Source organism: Bacillus clarus (assembly GCF_000746925.1).
Classification (GTDB): domain Bacteria; phylum Bacillota; class Bacilli; order Bacillales; family Bacillaceae_G; genus Bacillus_A; species Bacillus_A clarus.
Map to the genome: position 1 here is coordinate 3,466,545 of NZ_JMQC01000008.1, position 22,675 is coordinate 3,489,219.

A 22,675-nucleotide genomic window follows, 5' to 3' on the forward strand; every position below is an offset into this window, starting at 1 on the left:
ACCTTTACAAAAAAATAAAAATATAAACATTTTATTAAAAATTTTAACAAAAAAACAAAAAACTATATTCACAATTGTTATATTATATGTATAATGAAAATTGTAGAAACTTGGAGATTATTCTTTCAATTCTGCTTTTTACAAGTGAGGGTACAGGAAGTGCAATTAGGGGAGGCAACACAGCATGAAGAAAAAGATACCGCTTTTACTTGCATCGACGTTGACAGTAAGTGTGCTAGGAGCTTGTAGTTATCAAAAAGATGATAATAAGGCAAGTGCGAAAGGGTCCAGTACTTCGAATAAGCAAGTATTGAATCTAACCGAAACTGCTGAGATACCAACAATGGATACGACGTTATCAACGGATGCAGCATCTTCTAACATCATGAATAATACAATGGAAGGATTGTATCGTCTGGGGAAAGACGATAAACTCGTTCCAGGAGTCGCGAAATCTTATAAGAAGTCAGAAGACGGTAAAAAGTATGTATTTAAATTACGTGAAGATGCGAAATGGTCGAATGGTGAACCTGTAACAGCGAAAGACTTCGTTTATTCTTGGAGAAGAGCTGTTGATTCAAATACAGGTGCCAAATTTGCTTACATACTATTTGATGTGAAAAATGCAGAAAAAATTAACAAAAAAGAATTACCAGTTGAAGAACTTGGTGTAAAAGCGGTGGATGATCACACACTTGAAGTGGAATTAGACAACCCTGTTCCTTACTTTGTGAGTTTAACAGTCTATCCAACATTTTATCCTTTAAATGAGAAGTTCGTAAAAGAACAAGGAGCAAAATTTGGATTAGAATCCAATACGACACTTTATAATGGACCATTCGTTTTAAATGAATGGAAACATGAACAAAGTTTCCAGCTTAAGAAAAACCCAACGTATTGGGAAAACAGAGAAGTAAAACTTGAGGAAGTAAACTTCAATATTGTTAAAGATCGTTCAACAGCTATAAATTTATATGAAACGAAAGCGATTGATCGTGTTGTCTTAACATCAGAGTTTGTAGATAAATACAAATCTGATTCAGACTTTAAAACAATTAAAAGACCATCAACACAATTTATTCGCTTAAACGAAAAGAATCAATTTTTAGCAAATAAAAATATTCGAAAAGCAATTGCAATGTCCTTTGAACGTGAAAATATCGGAAAAGTTATTTTAAACGATGGTTCACAAGGGATATATGGTTTTGTTCCGAAAGGCTTAACAAAAGGACCTAACGGAAAAGATTTTCGTGAAGAGAGCGGAAATCTTATAAAAGAAGATGTGAAAGAGGCTCGAAAATATTGGGAAGCTGGTAAAAAAGAACTTGGTGTAGATAAAATCGATTTAGAATTGCTAAACTATGATACAGATGATGCGAAAAAAATCGGAGAGTATTTAAAAGGGCAATTTGAAAAAAACTTACCAGGTTTGACAGTTTCAACAAAAATGCAGCCATTTGCACAAAAGTTAAAACTTGAAGCAAGTGGAGATTATGCGATGTCATACGCGGGGTGGAGTCCAGATTATATGGATCCAATGTCATTCCTTGAAATGTACACAACAGGTAATTCACAAAATAAAGTGAATTACGCAAACCCAACGTACGACGAATTAATTAAGAAAGCAAAAACAGAAATAGATGTACAAGCTCGTTGGGATACGCTATTAAAAGCGGAAAAACAACTGCTTGACGATGCAGCAATTGCTCCAGTATATCAACCCGGAAAAGCATATTTACAACGCAAATCTATTACAGGTCTATTAGAGCATAAATATGGCGGAGAATTTAGCTATAAGTGGGTTGAAGTCAAAAACTAAAAATGGTTTCCATCATGAATAAGGGTATATGCCTATGATGGGCGTATACTCTTATTTTAAAAAATATAAAAGTAAGAATATTTTAAACTATCTTATTGCTTTTGAGAAAAACGGGGAGGTGCTTGACTATGGGACGTTATGTATTTAAACGTTTCGTGTACATGGCTTTGACATTATTTTTAATTACTACGCTTACATTCTTTCTAATGAAATTACTGCCGGGTTCTCCACTTAAAAACCAAGAGAAATTATCACCGGCGCAGAAAGAAATCATTCTTGAGAAATATGGTTTAAATGATCCAGTACCAGTTCAGTATGCACGTTACTTAGGTAACTTAGCAAAAGGTGATTTAGGGGTATCATTCCAATATGATAACCGCCCAGTAACAGATATGATTGTTGATCGTATTGGACCATCAGCACAACTTGGTTTACAAGCGATTATATTAGGAACATTTATCGGATTAATTTTAGGAATTATCGCAGCACTTCGTAATAATACGTGGGTCGATTATGGAGCAACTGTTATTTCGGTACTCGGAATGTCGGTACCATCGTTCGTATTCGCTGCGTTACTACAATATTTCGTAGGGGTAAAACTTGGTTGGTTCCCAGTTGCATTCTGGAAAGGGCCTGAGTATACTGTTATGCCTACAATTGCTTTATCGATGGCAGTTATCGCAACAATCGCACGTTTTGCTCGTGCAGAATTAATTGAAGTTATGCAGTCTGATTATATTTTAACAGCGAAAGCAAAAGGGATTAGCCAAGGTGTTATTATCGTGAAACACGCACTTCGTAATGCTTTAATTCCAGTTGTTACAATTCTAGGACCAATGGTTGCCGCATTAATTACAGGAACGCTTGTTATTGAGCAAATTTATGCTGTACCTGGACTTGGGGAGCAATTCGTTAAATCGATCACATTAAATGACTATACAGTTATTATGGGAACAACGATTTTCTATAGTGCGATCTTCATTCTAGTTATTTTCATTGTTGATATTTTATACGGAATTATTGATCCTCGTATTCGTCTAGCGGGAGGGAAAAAATGATGAAAGAAGTACAAAAATTATCTCCAGATTTATTTCAACCAGCCAATCAAAGTAATGTTGATAATGAAGTCATTGCCCGTCCAAGCTTAACGTTTTGGCAAGATGTAAGAAGACGTTTGTTCCAACATAAAGGTGCGATGTTTGGTCTTGTATTATTAGTTCTTATTGCACTACTAGCAATTTTTGGGCCAATGGTAAGTAAACACTCCTATAAAGATCAAGACTTAGGTCGTGCGAAAATGCCACCAAAAATTCCAGTGATTGAAAATATTCATTGGTTACCATTTGATGGTACAGATCAATATGGTGTCGACCAATATGCAAAACGTGATATTAAAGAGTACTTCTGGTTTGGTACAGATGATCTTGGTCGTGATTTATGGACAAGAACATGGGAAGGAACACGTGTATCATTATATATCGCTCTTTTAGCAGCTGCGATTGATTTAATAATTGGGGTTGCATACGGAGGTATTTCAGCTTTCTACGGTGGACGAGTTGATAATATTATGCAACGTATTATGGAAATCATTAACGGTATTCCGTATTTAATCATCGTTATTTTGATGGTAATTATTTTAGGGTCAGGTATTTGGTCGATTACACTTGCGATGGCAATTACAGGTTGGATTGGGATGTCACGGATTGTACGTGGACAAATACTAAAATTAAAAAACCAAGAATATGTATTAGCATCTCGTACATTAGGTGCGACGAACACACAATTAATTGTGAAACATTTAATTCCAAACGTTATGGGACCAATTATTGTTATGACAATGTTTACAATTCCTTCAGCGGTGTTTGGTGAGGCGTTCTTAAGTTTCATCGGACTTGGTATTCAACCACCGTTCGCGTCACTTGGTTCTCTTGTAAATGATGGATATAAATCAATTCAAACGTATCCACACATGATGTTCATCCCTGCGGTTGTCATCAGTATGTTAATTTTAGCGTTCAACTTAATGGCAGATGGATTACGCGATGCGTTAGATCCAAAAATGCGTAAGTAAACGAGGAGGGAGAAGTAAAAATGAAAACATTGTTAGAGGTAAAAGATTTACAAGTCTCCTTTGATACACATGCAGGTGAAGTACAAGCAGTGCGTGGCGTTACTTTTGATTTGAAAAAAGGAGAAACATTAGCGATTGTAGGAGAATCTGGTTCTGGGAAATCAGTTACTTCTAAAGCGTTAATGGGATTAATCCCGAATCCTCCAGGGCGCATTAAAAATGGAGAAATTATATTTGATGGTCGTGATTTAACGAAGTTAACTGAAAAAGAAATGCAACAAGTTCGCGGTAAAGATATTGCGATGATTTTCCAAGATCCGATGACGTCATTAAATCCAACGATGACAATTGGTAATCAAATTATGGAAGGTCTTATTAAGCATCAAGGCATGAGTAAAGCAGACGCACGTAAAGTTGCTTTAGAATTAATTGACCTTGTTGGGATTCCTAATCCAGAAGCTCGTTTGAAACAATATCCTCACCAATTCTCAGGTGGTATGAGACAGCGTGTAGTTATTGCGATGGCGTTAGCTTGTAACCCAAAATTATTAATCGCCGATGAGCCGACAACAGCGCTAGACGTTACAATTCAGGCGCAAATTTTAGAGCTTATGAAGGACATTCAGCAAAAAACAGAAGCAGCAATCATTTTCATTACGCATGACTTAGGTGTAGTGGCAAACGTTGCGGACCGAGTTGCGGTTATGTACGCTGGTAAAGTTGTTGAAATTGGAACTGTTGATGAAATTTTCTACAATCCAAAACATCCGTATACTTGGGGATTAATCGCATCTATGCCAAGTTTAGATGGCGCAGAGGAAGAGCTATACGCAATTCCCGGAACACCTCCAGATTTATTGAAACCGCCAAAGGGTGATGCTTTTGCACCACGTAACCCGCAGGCACTGAAAATTGATTTTGAAATGGAACCACCTTTATTTAAAGTAAGTGATACACACTATGCGGCAACTTGGTTACTTCATGAGCAAGCTCCAGAAGTAAAACCGCCGGCAGTCGTTGAAAAACGCATTCTTCAAATGAAAGCAGGTGAACAACATGACTAAACAACGTGAGAAATTAATTGAAGTGAAAAATGTAAAGCAGCACTTTGACGTGAGTGGTGGTGTTGTCAAAGCGGTTAATGATATTTCATTTGATATTTACCGCGGAGAAACATTTGGTCTTGTAGGAGAATCGGGTTGTGGTAAATCGACAACTGGAAGAACGATTATTCGTTTATATGATGCAACTGCTGGTGAAGTGTTGTTCGATGGTGAAAATGTACATGGTAAAAAATCACGCGCAGAATTGAAGAAATTTAACCGTAAAATGCAAATGATTTTCCAAGATCCATATGCATCATTAAATCCTCGTATGACAGTAGGGGATATTATCGCAGAAGGTATTGATATTCACGGATTAGCGAAAAGCAAAAAAGAGCGTATGGACCGTGTTCACGAGCTGTTAAATACAGTTGGTTTAAATAAAGAGCACGCAAACCGTTTCCCGCATGAATTCTCAGGTGGACAACGTCAACGTATCGGTATCGCTCGTGCACTTGCTGTAGAACCTGAATTTATCATTGCCGATGAGCCAATCTCAGCACTTGACGTATCGATTCAGGCGCAAGTTGTAAACTTGCTAAAACAGTTACAAAGAGAAAAAGGCTTAACATACTTATTCATTGCCCATGATTTATCGATGGTAAAATACATTAGTGATCGCATTGGTGTAATGTACCGTGGTCAAATCGTTGAGCTGACAACAAGTGAAGAGTTATATGCGAATCCAATTCATCCATATACAAAATCACTATTATCAGCAATTCCGCTTCCAGATCCAGATTATGAGCGCAATCGTAAACGTATCGTATACGATCCATCTCAGCATGAATACGGTAGCGAAGTACCAACAATGCGTGAAATTCGCCCAGGACATTTCGTACTATGTTCTGAAGCAGAGTATAAGAAATATAAAGAAATCTATCAATAATAAAAATGAGGTCATCCTTCTATGTGTAGAAGGATGACCTTTTTTCTATTATGCTTGAACAGATACAACTTCTTCTTGTTCCTCGGGCTTAACAAGCGCATAACTTTCCCACGCTCTACTTCTCCAGCGGAAGAACATAATGATGGCACGCGTCCATTCATCGATGGCGATTGCTAGCCAAATACCAACCAGCCCCATGTCTAAATGAAAGACGAAAAAGTAACCGAGAGGTAAGCTCATTAAGACCATAGAAAATGCACCGATTAAAACAGGATATTTTGCATCACCAGCTGCACGAAGGGAGTTAATGATGACGATGTTCATCGTACGTCCTGTTTCGAGCAGCACACTTAGTAAAAGAACGGTCGCACCTAAGTGAATAATGTGAGGGTTATCTGTAAATAGCCCCATTAATTGTGTACGGAATGTGATGACGAGAATAACCATACATAAAGTAACACCAATCGCCCATTTTACACTTTTCCATACACGTACATACGCTTCCTCTTTTTCGTTCCCGCCAACTAAACGACCAACGATAATAGCTGTTCCCATACCAATCGCAATTGCGAATAAGTAAGTAAACATAGAAATGTTTGTAGCGTATTGTCTTGCTGCTAATGATTCTGTCCCTAAATATGTTGCGTAATATAGGAAGATAATTTGGCAAGCTTGGTACATTACTTGTTCAAATGCAGATGGAATCCCGATTTTTAAAATCTTGCCAACGTATTCTTTTGATAATGTGAAGTAGTATTTTAATTTTACGCGGTATTCCATAACACGGTATAGTAGCCAGAAGAAAACAAGTAGTGCGATAAGTCGACTGAAAGCAGAGGAAATTGCTGCGCCTTCAACGCCTAATTCAGGCATACCGAATTTGCCGAAAATAAGGATATAGTTACCAGCGATATGAAGAATATTCATTCCGAGTGAAATAAGCATCGCTTGTTTTGTAAAACCATGTACACGGATGATTGCTGCTAATGAATTAATAATAGCTTGAAGGAAAATCGCTCCTCCGACGATTGATAAATAGCTTTGGGCATAAACTAATACATCGCCTTGCAAGTTCATTGCACTCATCATATGTTTTGAAAATAAAAGAAAACCGGCGCTTATGATGAGCCCGACCCCTAAGTTTAATGTGACTGCTAATGCTGATATTTTCGATGCTTCCATGTATCGCTTGGAACCTAGGTACTGTGATACGACAATTGCAGCGCCGTTTCCGATTACTTCTAGTACCAAGATTGCGATATGGAGATATTGATTTGCTGCGCCAACACCTGATACGGCATCGTCCGATAACGCACTTAACATGAAAGTATCAGCAATCCCCATTAGCATAAAAAGAAAAACTTCTAAAAAAATAGGCCATGTTAAGAAAAATAAATTTAATTTTTCTCCTTGGCCGTTTTTTGAACGAATTGCTGTCATTTCATCCCCTCTTTACCGATATCTATTTTTAGCAAAGTGTATCGTAACATACTTTCATATCGTTTGCACACATTTTATCCCGTTATTTTCAAATGCGTAAAAATTTCATTTTATAGCATGGACCGAGTGAGGTGATCTGAAGGGAAAGAGCGGAATTATGTAGATAATGTGTATGAGATAGGAAGAATAATTATGAGTGAAATATAATGAAATATAATTTTTATTATTCTTTGATAATTTATAAAAATACAAAATTATCTATTTTTAATATTTTAGTTCAATTAAAATGCAATATAAAACGTTTATAAGGTCTATTTTATTTGACATAACATTTTAATAAAATAGAAATATGAATATACAAGTAATATATTTGTGTGTATAATATGAATTATTAGAACATATACATATTTCTTTTTGTTTGAAAATGAAAGGGCTAACATTTTTTTGGAGGGTGGAAGTATGAAAAAAAAGATACCAGTTTTTGTAGCATCAACAGTAGCGATGAGCATGATTTTAGGGGCATGTAGCTACCAAAAAGATGAACCACAGGCGAATGCAAAAGGGGATAGCGGCAAGAGCGGTGCTAAGCAAGTAATAAATTTAATTGAAACACAAGAAATTCCAACGATGGATCCGGCATTATCGGCTGATGCAGTTTCTTCGAAAGTAATGAACAATACGATGGAAGGGCTATATCGTTTAGGAAAAGATGATAAATTAGTTCCAGGTGTAGCGAAAGAATTCCAAAAGTCAGAAGACGGTAAAAAGTATACATTCAAATTACGTGAAGATGCAAAATGGTCAAATGGTGATCCTGTAACAGCAAAGGATTTCGTGTATGCATGGCAAAGAGCGATTAATCCAGATACAGCTGCGAAATCAGCATACATTATGTACGATATAAAAAATGCTGAGAAAATTAATAAAAAAGAGATGAGCCCAGATCAATTAGGCGTAAAAGCGATTGATGATTATACATTAGAAGTGGAATTGGATAATTCTATTCCGTATCTTGTTGATTTAATGGTATATCCAATCTTCTATCCTGTTAATGAAAAGTATGTGAAAGAGCAAGGAGCGAAGTTTGGTTTAGAAGCAAATACAACACTTTACAACGGTCCATTTACATTAAGTGATTGGCAACATGAACGTAGTTTCAAAATGACAAAGAGTCCGTCATATTGGGACAATAAAGAAGTGAAGCTTGAGGAAGTAAACTTCAACATTGTAAAAGATACAGCTACGCCAATTAATTTATATGAAACAAATGCAATCGATCGGGCAACATTATTAGCAGAGTTCATCGATAAATATAAAGGAAAACCAGATTTCAAAACAGTAGAAGAGACATCTGTATTCTTCCTTCGTTTAAATCAAAAAGACCCAGCTTTAGCAAATAAAAATATTCGTAAAGCAATTTCACTTGGTTTTGATCGTAAACCATTCGTTGATACATTATTAAATAACGGTTCTAGGCCAGCGACAGGATTAATTCCTGATAATTTCATTAAAGGTCCGGATAAAAAAGATTTCCGTGCTGAAAATGGAGATCTTGTAAAACAAAATGTGAAAGAAGCGAAAAAATATTGGGAAGCTGGTAAAAAAGAGCTTGGTAAAAATGAAATTGAATTAGAGTTATTAAATGAAGACGTTGAATTATCGAAGAAGACTGGTGAATATTTAAAAGGTGAATTAGAAAAGAATTTACCTGGTTTAACAGTAAAAATTAAACAACAACCATTCGCACAAAAACTAAAATTAGAAGATGCGGGCGATTATGTCATGTCATTCTCTGGATGGGGTGCAGACTTCCCAGATCCAGTTACATATCTTGATATGTTTGTGACTGACGGATCACAAAATAAAATGAAGTACTCTAATCCGAAATACGATGAAATTATTATGAAAGCGAAAAAAGATGGAAGCGATGTAAATGCTCGCTGGAAAAACTTACTTGAAGCAGAGAAAATGCTGATTGATGACGCTGCGATTGTTCCGGTATATCAACGTGGTAGAGCATATTTACAAAGAGAAACAATTAAAGATATGTACAACCATAAATATGGCCCCGATGTAAGCTTCAAATGGGCATCAGTAGGAAAATAAAAAAAGCAGGTAGCCACCTGCTTTTTTTAATACGTACGTTTTTTATAAATGCCTTTGCCACCAATTTGTTTCCATCCAGATTGTACATCTAAGCTTTTATTAACAAACTTCATTTTGTCTTTCCCGCCAAAGAGTTTTTCACCGATGCTATTTGTAATGACACCAATCAATGCTGTTATTCCGATGACGAGGGCAGCTACAATTGCAAAATCAATAAAAAAAGCGATCATATGTAAATCCTCCCTTTGCCTGTCTGTATTTTTATTGTATGAGATAAAAGATAAAAAAGAAAGAAATGTCAGAAAAATATTCAGTTTAGTTTAGAAATGCTATAGACAATACGGAGGAAGTTTGTTAAAATGAGAACAGGTGTTCCGATGTCTATTTGTTGCTGTAGTCTTACATTTCTCAATTGTTTTGCTTAAAAAAGGTAAGAAAACGCTCTCTTTAAGATGGAGGAACTTATGAAAATGTAATAGTATAGCAAGTGAAAAATATCTTAAATAGTAACTGCTAAAAGGATTGAACATAGGTGTTAAGGGACAGTTTAAATTACTGTAATCATGTTACATAGCAGTGGAATACGAGGGGGAGTTTTCTCAACTAGTAGCAAATTTACTGTATATTTCTTGCAAAAACTATTGTATAATGATTATAGAAGTTACTTATTTAAAGTAATTGTTGTTTGTTATAAATTGCTTATAAGTTGTTGCTTACATGAAAGGCGATTTTTCATTTTGTTGTAAGACAAGTTATAGTGAAGAATTGCTGGAAGTTAGAAAATTAAACTGTAATTAGTACAGAATTTGTACTCTTTAAGGAGAGTGAGTCTTGTATGGTAACATTATATAGTTCTCCAAGCTGTACGTCTTGTAGAAAGGCGAAATTATGGCTAGAGGAAAATCATATTCCTTATACAGAACGTAATATTTTCTCAGATCCATTGACGATTGAGGAAATTAAAGAAATTTTACGCATGACAGAAAGCGGAACGGATGAGATTATTTCTACTCGTTCAAAAGTTTTCCAAGAATTAAATGTTAACTTAGAGTCTTTACCACTTCAAGATTTATATAAGATGATTCGTGACTATCCGGGTATTTTACGCCGTCCTATTATGATTGACGAAAAACGACTTCAAGTAGGTTATAATGAAGACGAAATTCGCCGTTTCTTACCACGTACAGTAAGAACATTTCAATTACGTGAAGCACAGCGTCTTGTAAATTAATAATAAAATTATGTATACAAAAAGCCTTCTACTTTATATAGTAGAAGGCTTTTGTATAATTTCATTTGAGATACTCGTATTAATTTTTTATATTGTGTAGTCTGACTCGTTGAACGATGAACCCGACACATAGTACTGTGAAAATGAAAAGGAAAGGAATACTTGCTGTAAAGCTAGGATTATTATGAAAAAATGTTGCAAGTCTGTCTTCATGTGTAATCATTTTTCCTGATGTATAAGCAAGGACTGCTCCTCCGCAATAAATGAGAAAAGGGAAGCGCTCCATAAGTAATAAAATAAGTTTACTCCCCCAAATAATAATGGGAATGGAAATTAATAAACCGATAACTACGAGTGGAATATTTCCATGGGCTGCTCCAGCAATTGCAAGAACATTATCAAAGCCCATAACGAGATCAGCAAAGACGATTGTACGCACAGCTTGAAATAACGTCGTTTTTCCTTGAATAGAAGAAAGGTCATTACTCTCATCAGTTAGTAAATTTATAGCGATTAATGTTAATAAAATCCCACCAATTAGTTGTAAGAATGGGATATCAAGTAAATAGACAGCTAGTATTGTGAGAAGAATTCGTAGTACAATCGCTAAACCAGTACCAATAAAGATGGCTTTATTTCGTTTAGGTTCGGGTAGGTTACGGCTAGCTAGTGCGATGACAATTGCATTATCGCCACCTAGTACAACATCGATACCGACAATCATTAGTATAGATGTTAAAAAATCTAACTCCATTAGTCTGCCTCCATTTATGATGTTTTAATAAGCGAAATATATGTATGGGACGAAAAATCTTGACCGGCTTTATTACAGTGTACGGCGTGACATGGAAATGTATGTCCAATTTTTTATAGGTGGAGGAGTGACATAATAATATATCCTATAAATGGTGGGATAAAAACAGGCGAATGACTGTTTTTGTAAAATCAAACGATTTTATTTCCATTCTGGAGAATCTTATCATAAAATGAGAGTACAAGATTCTATTGATTTGTCATATGAGTGGGGAATCCCTTCATAACAATTCTAAACAGGAAGGGAGAATTGTATTTTGGATATTGAAAGAATTAATGATCATACGATGAAATTTTTTATCACGTACATTGATATAGAGGATAGAGGATTTAATCGTGAAGAAATTTGGTACGATCGCGATCGCAGTGAAGAGTTATTTTGGGAAATGATGGATGAAGCTCGCGATCATGACGATTTCTTTATTGATGGACCTCTATGGATTCAAGTGCAGGCGCTTGATAAAGGTATTGAGGTGCTTGTGACGAAGGCGCAGCTTTCGAAAGACGGACAAAAATTAGAATTACCAATTGGTGCAGATAAAATAATAGATATTCCTCTAGATGAGCGCATCGAATCATTATTCGAGCAAGAATTAGAGGAAGAAGTCGAACAGGCGGGTACAAACTTTAATGAAGATGGAACATTTGGCTTTTTAATTAAGTTCGATGATTTCGAAGATGTTATTTCGCTAAGTCATCGCCTTGTATTTGAAGATATAAAAGATGAATTGTATTCGTTTGAAGACCGCTATTATGTATATGTTGAATTTGATGAAGTGCTACACGATGAAGAAGAGATTGATCGTATTTTAAGTATTATTTTAGAATATGGGGAAGAATCTACTTTAACGGTTCACCGTGTAAATGAGTACGGTAAACAAATTGTTAAAGAGCATGCACTTGAGACAATTCGCACTAATTTTCCTTCTAAAACGTAGGCCGATTTCTATAGTATGAAATCGGCTTTTTATATGATGAGTGTGTTAATGGATAGAAAAGCTTTGTAAGTAAGGAGGGCGGAGATGAAAAATACGTTAAAGTTCCTTTTCTTTTTTCTATTGTTATTTGCATTGTTCGTTTCGCTACGTATGTTTATTGATGTAGCATTTTATTCGGATGTAATAGGCATAAAAGATATTTCGATTTTAGGTATTATAAGTATTTTATTTACTGTTTCTGCATTTTTAATTGGTTGTGTTATTTTCTTAGAAAATCGGCATCCATCTAAAACACTCACATGGTTAATCGTCTTAGGGATTTTCCCTGTGTTTGGTTTTTTCGCTTATTTACTATTTGGACAAAACTTTCGTAGAAAGCGAATGTTTCAAAAGAAGGCACTTTTGGATGAACAAGCATTTTTGCAGTATAAGGGACATGAAGAGTATGAAGAACGCATATTAAAAAATCATAAACATCAAGAATTGTTATTCCGTTTAGCTGACAGACTTGGCGCTTTAAATATTTCATTTCAGACTGAAACGAGAACGTTGACGAACGGGGATGAAACATTCCAAGCGATTTTAGATGGTTTGAGACGAGCGAAGCACCACATTCATATGGAGTATTATATTGTGCGTGATGATAATCTTGGAACAGAGATTAAAGATATTTTGATTCAAAAGGCAAGAGAAGGGGTTGTCGTTCGCTTTTTATATGATGCGGTTGGAAGCTTTAAATTATCAAATAGCTATATTGATGAATTAAATGAAGCAGGCGTAGAGATGGTGCCATTCTTCCCTGTGCGATTTCCGATTTTAAACGATAAAATTAATTATCGAAATCACCGAAAAATCGTTATTATTGATGGGAATGAAGGATTTGTAGGCGGATTAAATATTGGCGATGAATATTTAGGGAAAAATAAGTATTTTGGATTTTGGCGCGATACGCATTTATATTTACGGGGTGAAGCAGTCCAAAGTCTGCAATTAATTTTCCTTCAAGATTGGTTTTATATGACAGGGGAAGCTGTATTAGCACCTGAATATTTACAGACAAAAGCAGTTGAAGGTGATCATTGGGGTGGTGTACAACTTGTTGCAGGTGGACCAGATAACAAATGGGAAACAATTAAGCACCTGTATTTTGCAATGATTGCTTCTGCGAGAAAATCGATTTGGATTGCCACACCTTACTTTATTCCTGATGATGATATTTTATCTGCGTTAAAAGTAGCGGCACTTGCTGGTATTGATGTTCGGTTATTAATGCCGAGTAAGCCAGATAAACGCACTGTTTTTTATGCATCGAGATCTTACTTCTCAGAGTTATTAGATGCTGGGGTAAAGATATATGAATATGAAAAAGGTTTTCTTCATAGTAAAATTGTCATCGTTGATTCTGATTTGGCTTCAATTGGGACAGCTAATATGGATATGCGAAGTTTTCATTTGAACTTTGAAGTAAATGCCTTTTTATATGATACGGATAGCATTCGAAAACTCGTTCAAGATTTTAAAGATGACTTAGAGATATCGAGTGAAATTCATGTTGATCGCTTCCATAAAAGACGTCTGTATAAACGAATTGTAGAATCAACGTATCGTTTATTATCGCCTTTATTATAGAGAAAAGATGTTCTTATGAGGACATCTTTTTTTGTGTGAAAAGGAATTTGTCATAAATTGTAGAATACAAAAAACTGAAAGGATGTGATGATATGTTTATCGCAAGGAGAGAAAATGGTGAAAAGATTCATCTTCTATACAACCGTGATGAAAAGCTCTTGCATAGAATGCGTAAAAGGGAGCGCTTTTTTTGTCCATCTTGCGGGAAGGAAGTAAAGCTTAAACTAGGAAAACAAAAGAGGTGGCATTTCGCTCATAAAAAAGTGGAACAATGTATTGTCCATTATGAGGCAGAATCAATGTACCATATGCAAGGGAAGGAACAGTTGTATAGGTGGTTAAAGTCACAAAGATTTCAAGTTGAAATCGAGTACTACCTCCCCGAGATTCGGCAACGGCCAGATCTTTTTATAGAGAGAGAAGAGAGAAAGATTGCGATTGAGTATCAATGTGCATCGCTATCTATAGAGCAATTATTAAAAAGAACCTTTGCTTACTGGAAAGCCGGAATACAAGTGATTTGGATACTTGGCGGAAAGCAACTAAAAAGGAATTCCTCTTATTGGATTTCATTATCTTCGTTTCATTCGTTTTGTATGCAGTCTTATCCTCAACCCTTACTCTTCTTTTTTTGCCCAAAGCAAAAGACATTTATGAAATGTTCATTTTTGACCCCGTTTTCCTCGAATGTTTATTTTTCACATACAATTTATTTACCGATGCACATCATTACTTTTGAAGAACTATTTCATCCAATTCCTTTTTTGAAAAACAAATTAGAGCTAGAGTGGACAAATAAGAAGAAGTATTTTCGTACGAATGCTTTACCTATTTGGAACTATAATCATAAATCATTGTTACGTCTTTTATATCAATTTAAACTTACTCCAGCTAGTTTTCCTTCTGAAATTGGTGTTCCACTTCCATCTGCCTTTTCATTTCAAACACATCTGTTCATATGGCAAGCGTATCTTTATATGAAGTTTATAGGTAGCCGTAAAGTAGGGGATTCCTTTTCGCTACAGACAACGTGTAACTATCTAAAGAAATATACGAAGAGGCGTCTATTACCGTATTTTGCACAAAATATATGGCGGTTAGCAGTTGAAGAGTATATGATCTTTTTATGTTATGCCGGTGTGCTTCATAAAGTAGGGACGCATAAGTACAGGAAAATAAGGGGGATAATTATACCTAAAACAGAAGAAGAGGTAGACGAATATGACGCAGTTTGTTTGACGTACGCACTATCTTTATTTGAAGCAAAGTACAACATGAGAGAAGGAAAAGCGGATATAATAAAAGAGCATCATGAAGGAATTACATAAGAAAAATCGAATTGTACTTAAGTAGCGATCAAAAGGAGGGCTTAACGAATGTCTGAACAAAAACCAAAAGCATTACCAGAGCGTAGTGAGGTTGAAGAAGTAAATACATGGCGCCTAGAAGATATTTTCCAAACGGATGCAGAGTGGGAAAAAGAATTCCAAGCTATTAAAGAGCTATTACCAAAGTTAATTGAATTTAAAGGGAAACTTGGTGATTCTGCAAGTACGTTACTCGCAACGTTACAATATGAAGATGAAATTTCAATGCGATTAGGTAAGTTATATACATATGCTCATATGCGTTACGATCAAGATACAACAAATTCTGTTTATCAAGCATTGAATGATCGTGCAACGAGCTTATATTCACAAGTATCAAGTAGTACGGCGTATATCGTTCCAGAAATTTTAGCAATTTCAGAAGAAACGTTACAAGCTTTCTTGAAAGAAAATAGAGAACTGAGTGTGTATGAGCATGCATTAGAAGAAATTACACGTCAGCGTCCACACGTACTATCAGAAGCGGAAGAAGCATTATTAGCAGAAGCATCTGAAGTGATGAGTGCATCAAGCAATACATTTGGTATGTTGAATAACGCGGATTTAAAATTCCCATCTATTAAAGGTGAAGATGGTGAAGAAGTAGAAGTAACACATGGCCGCTACATTCAATTTTTAGAAAGTGATGATCGCCGTGTTCGTCATGATGCATTCCATGCTGTTTTTGAAACGTACGGAAAGTATAAAAACACATTTGCAAGTACGCTAAGTGGGGCAGTAAAACGTAATAATTTCAATGCACGTGTTCGTAAATACGATTCTGCACGCCAGGCTGCATTAAGCAATAATAACATTCCTGAAACGGTATATGATCAGCTTGTTGAAACAGTGAATGATAACTTACATTTATTACATCGTTATATCGATATTCGTAAGCGTGCATTGGGTCTTGACGAACTTCATATGTACGATTTATATACACCACTTGTACCAGAAGCGAAGATGAGTGTGAAATATGAAGAAGCACAAGACATGTTATTGAAATCATTACATGTACTTGGTGATGAGTATGTTGAAATTTTAAAAGAAGCATATGAAAATCGCTGGGTAGATGTATATGAGAATAAAGGAAAACGAAGCGGTGCTTACTCATCTGGTGCATACGGGACAAATCCTTATATCTTAATGAACTGGCATGATAATGTAGACAATCTATTTACACTTGCGCATGAGTTTGGTCATTCTGTACATAGTTACTACACAAGAAAGACTCAACCACATGTATACGGTGATTATTCAATCTTCGTTGCAGAAGTTGCATCAACTTGTAATGAAGCTCTTTTAAATGATTACTTATTAAAAACGACAGAAGATAAAAAAGAGCGTTTATATTTATTAAATCATTATTTAGAAGGATTCCGCGGGACTGTATTCCGTCAAACGATGTTTGCAGAGTTTGAGCATATCATCCATAAGAAGGTACAAGAAGGACATGCAGTTACACCAGATATGTTAACGGAAATTTACTACGATTTAAATAAAAAATATTTCGGTGACGCTTTAGTGATCGATAAAGAAATTGGTTTAGAGTGGTCTCGTATTCCGCACTTCTATTACAACTACTATGTATATCAATATGCAACAGGATTCAGTGCAGCGACAGCTTTATCAAAACAAATTTTAGAAGAAGGACAACCAGCAGTAGAACGCTATATTAATGAGTTCTTAAAAGCTGGAAGCTCCGACTACCCAATTGAAGTGTTGAAAAAAGCAGGAGTAGATATGGCATCTCCAGAGCCTGTTAAAGAAGCACTGCAAGTATTTGAAGAGAAATTAAATGAACTAGAAGCGTTATTATTTGAAGAAAAATAGTAGTGTATAAAAAAGACGAGAAAACTCTCGTCTTTTTTTCGTTTTAAAAACCTTTAAATCGCTTCCTATGATTGACATAGGAGAGGCTAACGACGATGATTCCGAACAAAAGAGGGAAGGCTACAATCTTCGGGAAGGCTTGCAATAGTGAAAGGATATATAAGAAAAAGGAAACAATAATCCCTAAGAAAAGAAGAAAAACATGGGCTCTTTTCATAAAAACACCTCCTAAATGGCTTTTTATATAGCTTATTCATAAATGAAAACGTTTAGAATGTGACAAAAGTGTGAAATTCGACAAAAGGGGTTGTCATCTGACGTCGAATCTTGTAATATAATAAGCGTGAACGAATTCACATACAAACATATACCCCTTTGTTTGAACGTGAAAATTTCTCCCATCCCCTTTAATATTTTTATAAGCCGTAAAGAAAAAGACCTGGTGTTTACACCAGGTCTTTTTCTATCCATTTCCAATAACGCTCACATTTCATTTCGACCAATCGTACTTTTCTTTTTAGTAATAGTTTTTTAAGTTCACACTCTATTTCTTGTTGTGAGCAGTCATATATAAAGGCGATTTCTTTTGAAGACATAAATTGAGCTGCTTCTAGTAAAGCTTCTAACGGTGGTAATGGTTCAGGCTCGATATCGCACTTTACAATTTCTTTTAATAGCTGCACATATACATCATAGGAATAAATTCCCGCAATTTTAATGCCTTCCTCATTGGAATTTGCATGAAAGAATACGAGGGAAGGAATTTCAGTAATATGCATTTCATTTGTGAATTTTAAATCGCATTGGAATGCTTTTTTTGCACTAGCAGAATGCAAATCTTTTTTAAATTCGTAAGCGTCAATTCCGCTATCTTCAGCACATGCAAGTAATAATTCAATGCTAGGATTCGATGCATTTTCAAGAGAAATGTATTCTTGGAGTTTTCGCAAAAACTTCGAACCTGCTTTTCGGCCTTGTAACTCCGCCGCTTTAATTGCCATCGAAACTAAATACGGTGTTGATGAGGCATCTTGCATATGTACCTTTCCGTCGCATGAGAAACCTTGCAAACTCGTTGTCTTTTCCCACACAAATCGAATATTAGCAGGTTTATTCCATTTGTGTGAGGAAGCACTCGCTCCGTCCACTTTGCCGGTTAATATGTGCCGGATAGAGAAATAATTTCCATATTCAAGCCATAGTTTAATGATAAACGGCTCGATCTCCCAGCAATCTTTACAAAGTGGATCAATAAATAAATATGCTTCTACAGATTTATGCTCGCACTTGGAAGGAGAAGGCATATTCATATGCTTTGCTTCCTGTTTATCCATTACACTTCACCTGTTTCATCTGGAGTATTAACCATATGTTGTGCAGTTAATGCTAAACGTTCAAAAACAAAGTCTCTCACGTGACCGTGTACGCCTGTGTCGTCCATTGCTTGTTCCATACATGAAAGCCATGCTTTTGCGCGCTTTGGTGTAATCTCAAAAGGGAGATGGCGTGCTCTTAACATAGGATGTCCATGTTCTTCTGTATACAAATTAGGACCACCCAAATATTGTGTTAAAAATTGTTTCTGCTTCCTAGCTGTCTCTGTCAAGTCTTCTGGGAAGATGGGAGATAAGTCAGGGTGTTTACTGACATAGGAATAAAATGTATCGACTAATATTGCAATGCATTGTTCACCGCCAATTGCTTCAAATGGTGTCATCGGTTGATTGCTCATCCTTTATAAACTCCTTTTTCCATGAAATGTATATCTATTGTAGCAATGGATTGTTATGAAGAGCAACTAAACAGCCTTCGTCTCATCCTTTGCTCAATTATATGTTTTATAGGCAAATCTTTTTCCTTATCTTTCTGAAAGGTGAAACATAACAATCAGTGAGTTACATATTCACTGATGGAAATTTCACTTTAGCGTGCTTTGTTTTGTTTGGCAAGGAAAAAACGTTGCACTTTGTTATTCGTATGACGAACTGGTATGTCATGTTGTTTTAATACATGCATAAATGCCGCTTTACCAGTCGTTTCATCTTGTACTTCATATTCAAGTTCATAATCATCGTGATTGTAATAGAAACTATGATCAAAGACAAGTGTTCCGCCTTTGAATGAAGTTTCTGCTCTTTCTGTTGTTAAACTACCCATATAAGTTAAAGCTGAAACGGGGATTTGTAATTCATGTAGTTGATCTGCTACGACCCCTTGGATGATTTCATTTGTTTCCATCATAAGGTAGGCTTCTTCCTCTGTTAAAAATTGATGTGTTTCTAATAACCCAATTTCAGCAGGTTGTTTTAATGTTAATGTATAAGTTCCATCTTTATGACGAATGCGAAGTGCAGAACCAGATTCTTTTAAAGAAAAATGCGGCGTTTCAAAGTAGTGATTGACTTGTTTTATAAATGTTTCAATAGAAAATGCTTTGCATAATGTTTGGAACTCTTCTTTTGTGACCATATTTTTAAATTCGATTTCGATTTCTTGTGTCATTGTATACGCTCCTTCTGAAAAGTAATTCTTTACACATTATCGCTTTTTCACAAATTTGGTTCAATGTTTTATTTGTTTGCGTCCATGTTATGATACAATAATAGTGTTAAGTAAGACAGGAAGTTGATATGGAGGAGTTAGAGCATGCAAAATAAAATCCAAGTTAAGAGCGTAGAAGAAAGAGAGAATGCTCTTATTTTTTGTGCGGAAAATACTGAAGTAGAGGTAAAGGAGTTAAGTGCGCGTAATCACGTACTTGTGGACTCGGACAACTTATCATTTTTATATATTTTAGAAAACGAATCATCTTTCATTTATGTAAGTATTCCACATACGTGCTGGGAAGCGATGTATGATGCAATGAAGAAAGATAAGGCAATGTACATTCGTGTAAACGATGTTGAAATCGAATTAGAACAATTAAAAGAAGAAGTAGAATATTTAGTTGGAAATATTGAAGGTAATGCAAATTACGGAGAAGAACTAGTAACTGCTGTAGAAAAAGTATTTCTATAAGCAAATGGATTGATTTTGGTGGTGGTTGAAATGAATCGAAATTGGGAAGAATTTTTAGCGCCGTACCACCAAGCGGTGGCAGAGCTAAAAGTGAAACTAAAAGGGATGCGTGCTCAGTTTACAATGTTAACGGAACACTCTCCAATCGAGTTCGTAACAGGACGGGTAAAGTCGGTTGCAAGTATTATTGATAAAGCGGAAAAGAGAAATGTGCCGCTAGATCGTCTTAGAGAAGATATGCAGGATATCGCTGGCCTTCGAATGATGTGCCAATTTGTTGATGAAATTAAACCTGTTGTAGAATATCTTCGAAAACGAAATGACTTTGAAATTGTGGAAGAACGAGATTATGTTACACAAAAGAAAGAGAGTGGATATCGTTCTTACCATGTTGTCATTAGTTATCCTGTTCAAACGATACAAGGAGAACAAAAAGTATTAGTTGAAATTCAAATTCGTACGTTAGCAATGAATTTTTGGGCAACAATTGAGCATTCTTTAAATTACAAATATAGTGGACGTTTTCCAGAAGATATTAAAATTCGTTTGCAACGTGCCGCGGAAGCAGCATTTTTATTAGATGAAGAAATGTCTTCGATTCGTCTTGAAATTCAAGAAGCACAAAAGATTTTTTCGCGAAAACAAGAAGCGAAAGACTCTGAATCATAAATTAAAGGGTGTTGGGCGATGAAATTTACAATTATGTCAAAGGGAGATCAATCATCAAATGCACTTGCAAGTACGATGAAAGAGTATTTGCTAGATTTTGGATTTATAATGGATGAAAAGGAACCCGATATTGTAATTTCTGTTGGGGGAGATGGAACACTATTATATGCGTTTCATCGTTACTATAATCGATTAGATAAAACAGCATTTGTTGGTGTACATACAGGTCATTTAGGTTTCTATGCAGATTGGTTACCGACGGAAGTAGAAAAGTTAGTGATTGCAATCGCCAAAACACCATTCCAAGTGGTGGAATACCCACTTTTAGAAGTTATTATTCGCTATGTGAATGGTAGTAAAGAATCACAGTATTTGGCAATGAATGAAGCGACTGTAAAAAGTGCGGAAGGTACATTAGTAACAGAAGTGGAAATACGCGGGGAGTATTTTGAAACGTTTCGCGGAGATGGTCTTTGCATTTCTACTCCTTCAGGAAGTACTGCGTATAATAAGGCGCTTGGTGGAGCGATTATTCACCCTTCTATTGAGGCGATTCAAATTGCAGAAATGGCGTCAATTAATAACCGTGTGTTTCGTACAGTAGGTTCTCCTCTCGTATTGCCGAAGCACCATACATGTGTTTTAAAGCCAGCTGCAGGAATGAACTTGCAAATTACAGTGGATCATTTAACGATGGTTCATCAAGATGTGAAATCAATCCAGTATCGCGTTGCAAACGAGAAAGTACGATTTGTTCGTTTTCGTCCGTTCCCATTTTGGAAACGGGTCCGTGACTCGTTTGTTGCTGATAAATAGAGAGGGTTTATATATTTGAACAGATTTACATTGAAATGGGATATAAAAGAAGTAGAAGAGGGAATCTTAGTTCGAGAGTTTTTGAAAACGAAGGGGATTTCTAAAGCTGCTTTAACTGATATAAAATTTCATGGCGGAGCTATTGAAGTAAACGGTGAACATGCGAGTGTGCGTCACATGTTACAAACTGGAGAAGAACTGAAAGTCTTTTTTCCGGTAGAAGCAAGAAGTGAAGGAATGGAAGCGGAGAATATCCCGTTATGTATCGTATATGAAGATGATGCGGTTCTCGTGATGAATAAAGAAGCATATATGTCAACGATTCCGTCTAGGGAGCATCCTTCAGGAAGTGTTGCAAATGCACTTTTATATCATTATGATAAACAAAATCTGGCGAGTACAGTACATATTGTAACGAGATTAGATCGTGATACTTCAGGGCTTATGTTAATTGCAAAAAATCGTTTCGTTCATCATCTTTTATCAAGGCAGCATCAACAAAAACAAGTGAAGCGAACGTATGAGGCAATCGTTCATGGAGAGCTTTCAGACGAGGCGGGAACGATCGATGCGCCAATCGGCAGAAAAGCCGATAGTATTATTGAGCGAACGGTCTGTGAAGAAGGACAAAGGGCGGTTACTCACTTTCGGGTAATCGAGAGTTCGTCTAATCAGACGCTTGTTGCACTTGAGCTTGAGACGGGCAGGACACATCAAATACGTGTACATATGGCACATATAGGTCATCCGTTACTTGGAGATGATTTATACGGCGGACAAAGAGATGTGATAAAACGCCAAGCGCTTCATAGTACGTCCTTGACGTTTTATCATCCTATTTTAGAAAAGGAAATGTCTTTTTTTGCTAGTATTCCAAGTGATATGCAAGAAGTTTTACGTGAAGATTAAAAGGGATCAAAATTCTTAGCTTAT

The 22,675-nt window shown here is 35.9% G+C and carries 21 protein-coding genes; 15 read left to right on the forward strand and 6 right to left on the reverse strand.

Annotated features, from left to right (window positions below; genetic code table 11):
* Positions 1-184: 184 nt before the first annotated feature.
* The 5 genes from DJ93_RS18590 to DJ93_RS18610 all read left to right on the forward strand — a co-directional run bounded on the left by DJ93_RS18590 (position 185) and on the right by DJ93_RS18610 (position 5,882).
* Positions 185-1,819 carry a peptide ABC transporter substrate-binding protein gene (locus DJ93_RS18590; RefSeq protein WP_042982462.1) on the forward strand — a complete coding sequence of 545 codons (1,635 nt, stop codon included), beginning with the start codon at positions 185-187 and terminating at the stop codon, positions 1,817-1,819.
* A gap of 128 nt (positions 1,820-1,947) precedes the next feature.
* Positions 1,948-2,877: an oligopeptide ABC transporter permease gene (gene opp3b / locus DJ93_RS18595; RefSeq protein ID WP_042982463.1), complete on the forward strand. Its 930-nt coding sequence runs from the start codon at positions 1,948-1,950 to the stop codon at positions 2,875-2,877.
* A complete protein-coding gene (gene opp3C / locus DJ93_RS18600; RefSeq protein WP_042982464.1) occupies positions 2,874-3,890 on the forward strand; it encodes an oligopeptide ABC transporter permease in 1,017 nt (338 codons plus the stop codon). Before opp3b ends, opp3C begins: the two co-directional genes overlap by 4 nt.
* Positions 3,891-3,910: 20 nt before the next feature.
* The gene (locus tag DJ93_RS18605) at positions 3,911-4,954 is read left to right on the forward strand and encodes an ABC transporter ATP-binding protein (protein ID WP_042982465.1); all 1,044 of its coding nucleotides are present in this window, start codon (positions 3,911-3,913) and stop codon (positions 4,952-4,954) included.
* Complete coding sequence (locus tag DJ93_RS18610) at positions 4,947-5,882, forward strand: ABC transporter ATP-binding protein (protein ID WP_002170836.1); 936 nt, start codon at positions 4,947-4,949, stop codon at positions 5,880-5,882. Before DJ93_RS18605 ends, DJ93_RS18610 begins: the two co-directional genes overlap by 8 nt.
* A 48-nt stretch (positions 5,883-5,930) precedes the next feature.
* On the opposite strand, the gene DJ93_RS18615 is transcribed toward DJ93_RS18610, so the two are convergent.
* On the reverse strand, positions 5,931-7,322 hold the full coding sequence (locus DJ93_RS18615; protein ID WP_042982467.1) for an MATE family efflux transporter: 1,392 nt from the start codon (positions 7,320-7,322) through the stop codon (positions 5,931-5,933).
* Between the two features lie 459 nt (positions 7,323-7,781).
* Here DJ93_RS18615 and DJ93_RS18620 point away from each other — a divergent pair, with 459 nt between their 5' ends.
* Entirely contained in the window at positions 7,782-9,428 is a 1,647-nt protein-coding gene (locus tag DJ93_RS18620; RefSeq protein WP_042982469.1) for a peptide ABC transporter substrate-binding protein, read from the forward strand.
* A 26-nt stretch (positions 9,429-9,454) separates the two neighbouring features.
* Here DJ93_RS18620 and DJ93_RS18625 read toward each other — a convergent pair whose 3' ends face one another.
* On the reverse strand, positions 9,455-9,658 hold the full coding sequence (locus tag DJ93_RS18625; protein ID WP_042982470.1) for a hypothetical protein: 204 nt from the start codon (positions 9,656-9,658) through the stop codon (positions 9,455-9,457).
* 605 nt (positions 9,659-10,263) lie between these two features.
* Here DJ93_RS18625 and spx point away from each other — a divergent pair.
* Positions 10,264-10,659, forward strand: coding sequence for a transcriptional regulator Spx (gene spx / locus DJ93_RS18630; protein WP_000258267.1), 396 nt, complete (start codon positions 10,264-10,266; stop codon positions 10,657-10,659).
* A 79-nt stretch (positions 10,660-10,738) separates the two neighbouring features.
* Here the strand turns inward: spx and DJ93_RS18635 are convergent, their stop codons facing one another.
* A complete protein-coding gene (locus DJ93_RS18635; protein WP_042982471.1) occupies positions 10,739-11,413 on the reverse strand; it encodes a TerC family protein in 675 nt (224 codons plus the stop codon).
* A gap of 316 nt (positions 11,414-11,729) precedes the next feature.
* Here DJ93_RS18635 and mecA point away from each other — a divergent pair, with 316 nt between their 5' ends.
* The 4 genes from mecA (at position 11,730) to pepF (ending at position 17,239) form a co-directional block, all read left to right on the forward strand.
* On the forward strand, positions 11,730-12,410 hold the full coding sequence (gene mecA, locus DJ93_RS18640; protein WP_042982473.1) for an adaptor protein MecA: 681 nt from the start codon (positions 11,730-11,732) through the stop codon (positions 12,408-12,410).
* An 84-nt stretch (positions 12,411-12,494) separates the two neighbouring features.
* Positions 12,495-14,039 (forward strand): cardiolipin synthase, encoded by a 1,545-nt coding sequence (locus tag DJ93_RS18645; protein ID WP_042982474.1) that lies wholly within the window; start codon positions 12,495-12,497, stop codon positions 14,037-14,039.
* A gap of 92 nt (positions 14,040-14,131) precedes the next feature.
* Positions 14,132-15,367 carry a competence protein CoiA gene (locus tag DJ93_RS18650; protein ID WP_042982476.1) on the forward strand — a complete coding sequence of 412 codons (1,236 nt, stop codon included), beginning with the start codon at positions 14,132-14,134 and terminating at the stop codon, positions 15,365-15,367.
* Positions 15,368-15,415: 48 nt separating this feature from the next.
* The gene (gene pepF, locus DJ93_RS18655; protein ID WP_042982477.1) at positions 15,416-17,239 is read left to right on the forward strand and encodes an oligoendopeptidase F; all 1,824 of its coding nucleotides are present in this window, start codon (positions 15,416-15,418) and stop codon (positions 17,237-17,239) included.
* Positions 17,240-17,685: 446 nt separating this feature from the next.
* Here pepF and DJ93_RS18660 read toward each other — a convergent pair whose 3' ends face one another.
* The 3 genes from DJ93_RS18660 to DJ93_RS18670 all read right to left on the reverse strand — a co-directional run bounded on the left by DJ93_RS18660 (position 17,686) and on the right by DJ93_RS18670 (position 19,741).
* Entirely contained in the window at positions 17,686-18,573 is an 888-nt protein-coding gene (locus DJ93_RS18660) for a ClpXP adapter SpxH family protein (protein ID WP_042982478.1), read from the reverse strand.
* The gene (locus DJ93_RS18665) at positions 18,573-18,971 is read right to left on the reverse strand and encodes a globin domain-containing protein (protein ID WP_042982479.1); all 399 of its coding nucleotides are present in this window, start codon (positions 18,969-18,971) and stop codon (positions 18,573-18,575) included. Before DJ93_RS18665 ends, DJ93_RS18660 begins: the two co-directional genes overlap by 1 nt.
* A gap of 191 nt (positions 18,972-19,162) precedes the next feature.
* On the reverse strand, positions 19,163-19,741 hold the full coding sequence (locus DJ93_RS18670) for a CYTH domain-containing protein (protein ID WP_042982482.1): 579 nt from the start codon (positions 19,739-19,741) through the stop codon (positions 19,163-19,165).
* A gap of 144 nt (positions 19,742-19,885) precedes the next feature.
* Here DJ93_RS18670 and DJ93_RS18675 point away from each other — a divergent pair, with 144 nt between their 5' ends.
* The 4 genes from DJ93_RS18675 to DJ93_RS18690 are packed head-to-tail and all read left to right on the forward strand — an operon-like array spanning position 19,886 to position 22,651.
* A complete protein-coding gene (locus DJ93_RS18675) occupies positions 19,886-20,257 on the forward strand; it encodes a UPF0738 family protein (protein ID WP_042982483.1) in 372 nt (123 codons plus the stop codon).
* A gap of 30 nt (positions 20,258-20,287) precedes the next feature.
* Positions 20,288-20,926, forward strand: a complete 639-nt coding sequence (gene yjbM / locus DJ93_RS18680) for a GTP diphosphokinase (protein ID WP_042982484.1) — start codon at positions 20,288-20,290, stop codon at positions 20,924-20,926.
* A gap of 18 nt (positions 20,927-20,944) precedes the next feature.
* A complete protein-coding gene (locus tag DJ93_RS18685; RefSeq protein WP_042982485.1) occupies positions 20,945-21,742 on the forward strand; it encodes an NAD kinase in 798 nt (265 codons plus the stop codon).
* Positions 21,743-21,757: 15 nt separating this feature from the next.
* Complete coding sequence (locus DJ93_RS18690; RefSeq protein WP_042982486.1) at positions 21,758-22,651, forward strand: RluA family pseudouridine synthase; 894 nt, start codon at positions 21,758-21,760, stop codon at positions 22,649-22,651.
* The last annotated feature ends 24 nt before the right edge of the window (positions 22,652-22,675 follow it).

Bases quoted from the DNA above. Each gene is read 5' to 3' on its own strand.
- DJ93_RS18660 (WP_042982478.1), bottom strand. From the start codon at position 18,573: ATGGATAAACAGGAAGCAAAGCATATGAATATGCCTTCTCCTTCCAAG.
- DJ93_RS18635 (WP_042982471.1), bottom strand. From the start codon at position 11,413: ATGGAGTTAGATTTTTTAACATCTATACTAATGATTGTCGGTATCGAT.
- DJ93_RS18645 (WP_042982474.1), top strand. From the start codon at position 12,495: ATGAAAAATACGTTAAAGTTCCTTTTCTTTTTTCTATTGTTATTTGCA.
- DJ93_RS18610 (WP_002170836.1), top strand. From the start codon at position 4,947: ATGACTAAACAACGTGAGAAATTAATTGAAGTGAAAAATGTAAAGCAG.
- DJ93_RS18620 (WP_042982469.1), top strand. From the start codon at position 7,782: ATGAAAAAAAAGATACCAGTTTTTGTAGCATCAACAGTAGCGATGAGC.
- pepF (WP_042982477.1), top strand. From the start codon at position 15,416: ATGTCTGAACAAAAACCAAAAGCATTACCAGAGCGTAGTGAGGTTGAA.
- DJ93_RS18685 (WP_042982485.1), top strand. From the start codon at position 20,945: ATGAAATTTACAATTATGTCAAAGGGAGATCAATCATCAAATGCACTT.
- DJ93_RS18650 (WP_042982476.1), top strand. From the start codon at position 14,132: ATGTTTATCGCAAGGAGAGAAAATGGTGAAAAGATTCATCTTCTATAC.
- opp3C (WP_042982464.1), top strand. From the start codon at position 2,874: ATGATGAAAGAAGTACAAAAATTATCTCCAGATTTATTTCAACCAGCC.
- yjbM (WP_042982484.1), top strand. From the start codon at position 20,288: ATGAATCGAAATTGGGAAGAATTTTTAGCGCCGTACCACCAAGCGGTG.
- DJ93_RS18670 (WP_042982482.1), bottom strand. From the start codon at position 19,741: ATGACACAAGAAATCGAAATCGAATTTAAAAATATGGTCACAAAAGAA.
- DJ93_RS18590 (WP_042982462.1), top strand. From the start codon at position 185: ATGAAGAAAAAGATACCGCTTTTACTTGCATCGACGTTGACAGTAAGT.
- spx (WP_000258267.1), top strand. From the start codon at position 10,264: ATGGTAACATTATATAGTTCTCCAAGCTGTACGTCTTGTAGAAAGGCG.
- DJ93_RS18675 (WP_042982483.1), top strand. From the start codon at position 19,886: ATGCAAAATAAAATCCAAGTTAAGAGCGTAGAAGAAAGAGAGAATGCT.
- DJ93_RS18605 (WP_042982465.1), top strand. From the start codon at position 3,911: ATGAAAACATTGTTAGAGGTAAAAGATTTACAAGTCTCCTTTGATACA.
- DJ93_RS18625 (WP_042982470.1), bottom strand. From the start codon at position 9,658: ATGATCGCTTTTTTTATTGATTTTGCAATTGTAGCTGCCCTCGTCATC.
- DJ93_RS18665 (WP_042982479.1), bottom strand. From the start codon at position 18,971: ATGAGCAATCAACCGATGACACCATTTGAAGCAATTGGCGGTGAACAA.
- opp3b (WP_042982463.1), top strand. From the start codon at position 1,948: ATGGGACGTTATGTATTTAAACGTTTCGTGTACATGGCTTTGACATTA.
- DJ93_RS18615 (WP_042982467.1), bottom strand. From the start codon at position 7,322: ATGACAGCAATTCGTTCAAAAAACGGCCAAGGAGAAAAATTAAATTTA.